A 6383-nucleotide genomic window follows, 5' to 3' on the forward strand; every position below is an offset into this window, starting at 1 on the left:
AGCTCACCGAAGCGTTGCGGCCCCGCCTCCATCGCCCCGAGAGCGAGAGCCGACCATTTGTTGGCCAACAGATCGAGCAGGCTCCGACAGGGGCACATGGCTTCGTACACGCTGTGCTGGTCGGAAACGGGGATCGTCGTCATCGGTGCACCTTTCCTCTATTCATCGCGCACACCACATTACTTCCTTATGGAAAGTAGAGGCCCTTGAGGGTAACTATGTGCCTCAACGTACGGTCGATCCAGCGGACGAGAGTCGCCCGCTCGTGAACGGAGAATGACAGTGAACACCACCACCCCCTCGACCATGAGGGCCGTCGTCCAACAGAGCTTTGGCGGCCCCGAAGTACTGAATGTGCGCGAGGTCCCCCGCCCGACACCACTGCCGACCGAGGTGCTCGTTCGGGTGCATGCTGCGGGAATCAACCCTGTCGACTGGAAGACCCGCGGCGGAACCGGCATGGCCGGTGTTCTCGGCGATCTGCCGTTCATCCTCGGGTGGGACGTCTCGGGTGTCGTCGAGGAGATCGGTTTCGGCGTGACCACCCTGGCTGTGGGCGACGAGGTCTACGGCATGCCGTGGTTTCCCCGCGCCGCAGGGGGCTACGCGGAGTACGTCAGCGCCCCCGCCCGACAGTTCGCCCGAAAGCCTCGCAGCCTCTCTCACCAACAGGCTGCCGCCGTTCCCCTCGCCGCCCTCACGGCGTGGCAGACCCTCGTCGACACCGCGCACGTCGAGGCGGGACAGCGAGTTCTCGTGCACGCCGCCGCGGGCGGAGTCGGCCACTTCGCCGTGCAGTTCGCGAAGCATCTCGGTGCGACAGTCATCGGAACTGCGAGCGAACGCAACCATGCCTGGTTGCGCAGCATCGGCGCCGACGACGTCATCGACTACAGCACGACCGAGTTCGAATCCGCAGTCTCAGACGTCGACATTGTTCTCGACCTCATCGGAGACGCGCACGACACGAGTCAGCGATCCCTGAAGGTTCTGCGACCCGGCGGGCTGCTCGTCGCGATTCCCGGTGGCGTGTCGCCGCAGCTCGCGACGGCAGCCGAGAAAAGCGGGATGCGCGTCAGCCCGTTCCTCGTCGAGCCCGATGGGCCGGCGCTGCGCACCATCGCCGACATCATCGACGCCGGAGACTGCGTCGTCGAGGTTCAGCGTGCCTATCCGCTCGCCGATGTCGCCCAGGCCCACGCAGACGGCGAGTCCGACCGCACGCGGGGCAAGCTCGTCCTCGACACGCTGGTCTGAGGCGAACATGACCGAGATACGCCCGTTCTACGAGATCCGGCGCTACCGGGTCTTTTCTGACCGCCGCGCCGAGTTCGTGACCCTGATGGAAGACCGGGTCATTCCATTCATGGTCGAACGCGGCATGGATGTCGTCGCCTCGTTCATCGACGACGAAGACCCCGATGCCTACGTGTGGATGCGCCGGTTCGCCAACGAGGCCGACCGTGCGGTGCTGTACGCAGCCGTCTACGATCATCCGCATTGGACAGACGAACTCGCACCCGCCGTTTTCGCCCTCATCGACGTGCCCGCCGCCGTCATCACACGGGCAGTTCCGACACCGCGGTCCGCCCTCGCCTGACCGGGCGACTGGATGCGCACAGCAGGTACGCCGTAGCTCGGGCTACGGCGTACCCGCCTGACTCCAGGCGCGATAAGTGAGGTTTTAGTCCGTCGCAATCGTTGACGGCGTGCGCGCGCCGCTCCTAGCATGAGCTGTCCATGACAACGCTGTCACCTTTCCGAGCCTTCGCTCGGCAGCGTGAACAATACGAGGAGTTCAATGTCGATTCATTCTCGAATCCGGTCTCGACGGGTGCCCGCTCGCGGGGGGATGCGCGCCGCAGCCTTTCTGAGCGCCGCCGCTGTCGGCATGAGTGCCCTGATGCTTCAGGCTCTTCCGGCCGACGCCGCCACCGTGGCAGCCTCAGCCGACTGCCCGTGGGTCGGTTCGGCCGATCCGATCGACGATCGCGCGGCATCCGTGGTCGACAAAATGACGCTCGACGAGAAGCTCGGCATGGTGCACGGGTCAGAGACGTCGATCTACGACGGATTCGTTCCCGGAGTTCCGCGACTGTGCATCCCGGCGCTGAAACTTCGCGACGGCCCCCTCGGCGTCAAGCTCCCCGACACCACGCAACTGCCCTCGGCCACCGCTGTGGCCTCGTCGTTCGATCCGTCTCTGGCCGAGTCCTACGGCAGCGTCATCGGTGCAGAAGCGAAGACGAAGGGCGTGAACCTGTCGCTCGGGCCGACCATCAACATCGTGCGCGACCCGCGCTGGGGCCGGGCCTTCGAGACCTACAGCGAAGACCCGTTTCTGACCGCGGCCCTCGGCACCGCCGACATCAAGGGCATCCAGTCTGAGGGCACCATGGCCCAGCTCAAGCATTGGGCCCTCTACAACCAGGAGACGAACCGCGGCCAACCGACCGACAACGCCATCATCGACGATCGCACCTTTCACGAGATCTACGCGTCTGCCTTCGAGGAGATCGTGAAAGAGTCCGATCCGTCTTCGGTGATGTGCTCCTACTCCTGGGTCAATGGCACGAACGCCTGCGAGAACACCTACCTCAACACGATCCTGAAGAAGGACTTCGGATTCGGTGGTTTCATCACCTCGGACTGGTGGGGAACGAAGAGCACGGTCGCCGCAGCGAACGCCGGCCTCGACATGGAGATGCCGGATGACGCGCACTTCGGCGAGGCGCTGAAGACCGCCATTCAGAATGGCCAGGTGCCCGAGAGTCGCCTGAATGACATGGTCAGTCGAATTCTCGCGCAGCAGTTCCGTTTCGGGCTGTTCGAGAACCCCACCCCAGACAGCCCGGATGCCATCGCGTCGACGGAGGCTCATCGTGCCGTTGCCCAGACGGTCGCCGAGAACGGCTCCGTTCTGCTGAAGAATGCCGACGGCATCCTGCCAATCGACACGAGCGCCACCAAGAAGATCGCCGTGCTGGGGGCGGGCGCGGGGGCAGACACTCTCAGCTCGGGTGGCGGCAGCGCCACCATCGCCGGCACCGGCACGATCACGCCGTACCAGGGCATCAAGAAGCGTGCCGGCACCGACGCGGTCGTGTCGTACGCGCAGGGCAGCCCGAACAGAAACGGTGGTCTTCCGACCATCGACTCGACCTACCTCACCCCGGCTGGCGGTGGCGCAAGCGGCCTGAGCGCCGAGTACTTCTCGAACACCACGCTCAGCGGGCCGGCCGCCGCGACCCGCATCGATGACCAGGTGAAGTTCAATTGGAACGGCGGCAGGCCAGCGCCGGGCGTGTCCGCATCCGCATTCTCTGCCAAGTGGACGGGAAGCCTCACGCCCCCGGTCTCGGGAACCTATACGTTCGGCATCACGAGCGACGACGGCAGCCGCCTGCTCATCAACGGCGAGACCATCGTCGACAACTGGAAGGACCAGGGGCCGACGACGAAGACCGCGACGCTGGCGTTGACCGCCGGCACGCCCGTTCAGATCGAGGTCGACTACTACAACTCGGGAGGGGGCGACGAGGTCAATCTCGGGTGGAACATCCCGGGCAGCGCCACCCCGCTCGAGGATGCCGTCACTCTCGCCGAGGCCTCGGACGTTGCCGTCGTCTACGCCAACAACTACGGATCCGAGGGCGAGGACCTCGCCAACATCGACCTGCCTGCAGAGCAGAACACGCTCATCAGCGCTGTCGCAGCGGTTAATCCGAACACGGTGGTCGTGCTCAACACGGGCTCCGCGGTGACGATGCCGTGGCTCGGCGAGGTGCGCGGGGTCATCGAAGCGTGGTACCCCGGGCAGCAGTCGGGTGCAGCCATTGCGTCGCTGCTGTTCGGCGATGTGAACCCGTCGGGAAAGCTGCCCGTCACCTTCCCCGCCTCGATGGAGCAGTTGCCGGCAGCCTCGCCGCAGCAGTTTCCCGGAGTAGACGGCACGGTGCAGTACACCGAGGGGCTCAATGTCGGATACCGCTGGTATGACGACAAGGGCCTCACGCCGCTGTTCCCCTTCGGCTTCGGGCTCTCGTACACGACGTTCGAGTACTCCAACCTGTCGCTCGACACGGCGACGCTCGATGCCGACGGCACGATCACCGCTCAGGTGGATGTGACGAACACCGGCAGCCGTGACGGCGCGACGGTCGTTCAGCTGTACCTGTCGAACCCCGCATCGGGTGAGCCGGCGAACCAGCTGAAGGGTTTCGAGAAGACGACGCTCAGCGCCGGTCAGACGAAGACCGCGCAGCTGAAGCTCGACGCGCGCGACGCGTCGTACTGGAACACCGACGCCCAGGCCTGGACCCTGGCCACCGGGGACTACACGGTCAAGCTCGGCGACTCGTCGAGAAATCTGCCGCTCTCGGCAGAATTCGCGGTGTCGCAGACCACGGGACCTCGGTTCACGGCGATCACAGCTCCCTCCATCGTCTCGGCAGGAGCAGCCACGAAGGTCGAGACGACGTTCACCAACGGCAGCACCGCCGCGGTCGCGCAGGCCGCCACGTCGCTGACGGTTCCGTCGGGGTGGACGGCCACGGCCAGCACTCCGTCGGAGTTCTCGTCGGTGCCGGCCGGGTCGTCTGTATCGACGACCTGGAACGTCACCGCACCGCAGAACGCCGGAGGCGGAGTCGTCTCGTTCACCGCGAAGACCGACTATCGCGACTCCGCCGGCAACCCGCCGGGCGAAGGCAGCGCCCAGGTGAATGTCGCGTATCCGTCGTTGCCGTCAGCGTTCAACACGGTCGGCATCACGGATGACGCCACGCCGACGGCCGGGAACCTCGACGGATCGGGGTTCACCTTCTCGAAGCAGTCGCTCGCGGACGACGGGCTCGCTTCGGGCGCCGAGGTGGAGTACAACGGCCTCACCTTCGTGTGGCCGCAGACCGGGCCGGGCCAGAATGACGACGTCACCGCGGCATCCCAGATCATTTCGCTCGGGGTGACGGGCGGATCGAAGCTGGGGTTCTTGGCGACGGCCACCAACGGGTCGCAGAACGCGCCGGTGACGATCATCTACGCCGACGGCACGACATCCACCCAGCAGCTGAACGTGGCTGACTGGTGGGCGAACTCGCCGAGTGCCGGAACCGAGCTGATCGCGACCGCGCACTGGAACATGCCCGAAGGAGCGAAAGACCGCGGCTACAACCCGAACCAGCAGCTCGGCGTCTACGGCGCAACGCTCTCGCTCGATCCCACCAAGGAGGCTCTGTACGTCTCCCTGCCGACGAACAGCAACCTGCACGTGTTCGCGATGGCCTCCGACGGCTCGCCTCGCTCGGTGTACAAGCCGGTCGCCACGACGAACGTCGGTTCCGCGCATCCGGGCGATCAGGTGACGGTAACCGGATCGGGCTTCGCACCCGACGAGTCCGTCACGGTCGAGCTCCGCTCGGCCCCGGTGGTTGTGGGAACGCCGAAAGCCACGGCTGCCGGTGACCTGTCATTTACCTTCACGGTTCCCGAAGACACAACCGTCGGTGACCACACCATCGTGGTGACGGGTGCCGTTTCGGGCCTGCCGATCGAACTGGCGCTCGCCGTTTCTGCCGCAGACCCGGGCGGAGGTGACGGCGGCGGAGACGGTTCGGGAGGACCGGGCACCGGCGGCGGCGGAACCGGCGGCGGGACTAGCGGTGACGGAGGCAGCGAAACCGGCGGCAGCGGCGGCAGCGGAAGTGGCTCCGGCAGCAGCGGCGACGCTGGCGCGAACTCCGGTGCTGCGGGCTGGCTGGCCAACACCGGCTCCAACGCCTGGCCGTTCCTCGCCATCGGCGGCATCGCGCTTCTCGCCGGCGTGATCGTTCGCCGCATGAGCCGGGCGCGCAAGGCCTGATTCCGATTCCGGTGGCACGCGGTCATGACAGACCGCGTGCTACCGGCATCGCTACGACGCCGTGCTCGTGTAGCACCTTGCTACACTCGGGTGCATGGGTAGCACAATGCCGACGCGCGTAGACCTCGATCTCTTCGATGCCGCCAAGTCGATCGGTGCGGTTGCGAGTCGCAGCGCAGCCCAGCAGTTGAGCCACTGGGCCCGCATCGGTCGCGAACTCGAGGCGTCGCCCGGGTTGAGCATGCGAGACATTCACCGTGTGCTCGCGGGAGAAAAAGAGTACGACGCACTCGGCGAGCGTGACCAGGCAGTCGTGCGTGCGAGTTGGGACGAGCAGATCGCTGAACGCGTTGGGCAGCTGAATCTGGCCAACGAATTCACCCAGGCCGGCCGCTCCTGGACGGAAGCCGATGAGCACGGCGCACTGGTCTCCCGCAATTCGGAGGCTCAGAACCCCGACGTTCCCAAGCCGGTCGCGCGGAGCGCCGCTAGCACACCCGCCGACTGACCCCGGTGCCAGTTC

4 protein-coding genes are annotated in these 6383 nt (G+C 66.0%); all 4 read left to right on the forward strand.

The features are described from left to right. The first annotated feature begins 276 nt into the window (after window positions 1-276). The 4 genes from ACE5CZ_RS14215 (at window position 277) to ACE5CZ_RS14230 (ending at window position 6368) form a co-directional block, all read left to right on the forward strand. Window positions 277-1257, forward strand: coding sequence for an NADP-dependent oxidoreductase (locus tag ACE5CZ_RS14215; RefSeq protein WP_374947982.1), 981 nt, complete (start codon window positions 277-279; stop codon window positions 1255-1257). Between the two features lie 7 nt (window positions 1258-1264). After that, window positions 1265-1600: an NIPSNAP family protein gene (locus tag ACE5CZ_RS14220; protein ID WP_374947983.1), complete on the forward strand. Its 336-nt coding sequence runs from the start codon at window positions 1265-1267 to the stop codon at window positions 1598-1600. Between the two features lie 201 nt (window positions 1601-1801). Beyond that, on the forward strand, window positions 1802-5860 hold the full coding sequence (locus ACE5CZ_RS14225; RefSeq protein WP_374947984.1) for a glycoside hydrolase family 3 C-terminal domain-containing protein: 4059 nt from the start codon (window positions 1802-1804) through the stop codon (window positions 5858-5860). A 94-nt stretch (window positions 5861-5954) separates the two neighbouring features. Beyond that, window positions 5955-6368: a hypothetical protein gene (locus tag ACE5CZ_RS14230; protein ID WP_374947985.1), complete on the forward strand. Its 414-nt coding sequence runs from the start codon at window positions 5955-5957 to the stop codon at window positions 6366-6368. Window positions 6369-6383: the final 15 nt, after the last annotated feature.

The sequence above is a fragment of the Agreia sp. genome (assembly GCF_964263775.1).
Lineage (GTDB): Bacteria > Actinomycetota > Actinomycetes > Actinomycetales > Microbacteriaceae > Agreia.